The organism is Pseudomonas sp. BS-2016 (assembly GCF_001806145.1).
Lineage (GTDB): Bacteria > Pseudomonadota > Gammaproteobacteria > Pseudomonadales > Pseudomonadaceae > Aquipseudomonas > Aquipseudomonas lundensis.
The window spans coordinates 1-1,502 of sequence record NZ_MLCT01000204.1 but is presented as its reverse complement, the minus strand read 5'-3'; the positions used below and the strand labels follow the sequence as shown (position 1 = coordinate 1,502).

Below are 1,502 nucleotides of genomic sequence, written 5' to 3'. Positions count from 1 at the left end.
GTCTGCGCTTTCCTTGGCAAGGATGCTACTGCCGCCGGCTTTCTGCGCTTCGATGGACTGTTGGGTCACTGTCTGCTGGGACTGGGCCAGGCGTTTCTGGTTGATCAGGGTTTGCAGGTCCTGGATTTCTTGCTCCAGGCGTGCGGTTTTTTCCTGAATCAGGTCGTGCTGGCTGTTGCCCAGGTCTTGCAGCTGGCTGTTGCCGGCCAATTCCTGGCGGCGCAGGGGAATCAAGGCATTCAGGGCCGCCAGTTCGGCGTTGAGCTGGTTGCGCTGGTCGCCGCTGAGAGGTTTGCCATTGTCTTTGCCAAGCTTGAGCGTCGCGTTGATTTGCTGGATGCGCGTCTGACTGCTGCTGATCTCGGTCTGGGCGCGCTCAGGGCGGGTCTGGGCGGCGATGGTCAGGCTGTTGGCGTCGGCCAGTTCTTTTTGCAGGTCGCCTTGCTGGGTGCTGCGTTGCACCAATAACTGCTCAAGCTGCGGCACCGGCAGGCTGGCGTAGCGTTGGGCCACCGGAATGATTTTGGTGGCCTTGAGGCGCGCCAGCTCACGCTGGTTCTCATTGGTCTGGCGCGGGGCCTCTTCCAGCTGGCGCTTGAGGTCGGCCAGGCGCTGCTCGTAGTCCTGCTGATTGCCCAGGTAGGTCAGGGTCTGTTGCAGGGTCGCCTGCAGCGCCTTCATGTCGGCGTCAGGCAGCTTGCGGTCGGGCAGTTTATCCAGGCTTTGCTGGACGGCTTCGGCGCTGGGCGGGTCGGCGGCGTATACGCTGCCAACACAAAGGGTCAGGCCCAGCAGGGCAGTGGCGAGAAAAGTACGCAGGGTTGGCATAGAGACCGGTCTTGCAAAGTGAAGAATCGGGGCGTCGTTGTCCCGCAGTTTAGAGGAAGAGTCCGGGGCCCGGGCGACTTCCTTCGGGGAATCTGACGCCGACTTTGCCAATCTTGTTCCCGTCCATGACGGCGACGGTCCAGATGGTGTTGTTCCACTCCACCTGGTCGCCGACTACCGGTGCACCGCCAACCTTCTGGGTAATGAAGCGGCTCAACGGCATGTCCGGGTCGATACCTTCAAGCTTGAGCCCGTACAAGGCGGAAACCGCGCCCAGCTGGGCGTCGCCTTCGAGTACGAAGTCGCCGAAGAAGCGCAAATCGAGGCCCCGTTGCGGCGCCTGGCTGAACAATTTGCCCAGGGCCGGCAGGTTGTGTTCGTGGCCGATCACACAGAGCAAATCGCCGACTTCCAGCACCGTACTACCCGACGGATGGAGCAGTTGCTGGCCACGAAACAGCGCGGCGATGCGCGTGCCTTCGGGCATTTTCAGCTCGCGCAGGGCCGCGCCGATGCACCATTTTTCGGCGCCCAGGCGGTAGACGAACAACTCCCACTCGCTGGTAACGTGCACTTCCAGGGCCGCGCGGGAGATCGGCGCCGGGTCTGGCGGTACGGTGACTTTGAGCAACTTGGCCACCCACGGCAGGCTGGTGCCCTGCACCAACAGCGAG

The 1,502-nt window shown here is 62.6% G+C and carries 1 protein-coding gene and 1 pseudogene; both read right to left on the bottom strand.

What is annotated here, in order from left to right:
- Positions 1–828, bottom strand: a pseudogene (locus BKD70_RS23815) (mechanosensitive channel MscK); the annotation flags it as partial.
- A 49-nt stretch (positions 829–877) separates the two neighbouring features.
- A partial coding sequence (locus BKD70_RS23810; RefSeq protein WP_305879752.1) for a TrkA C-terminal domain-containing protein occupies positions 878–1,502 on the bottom strand: 625 nt, incomplete at its 5' end.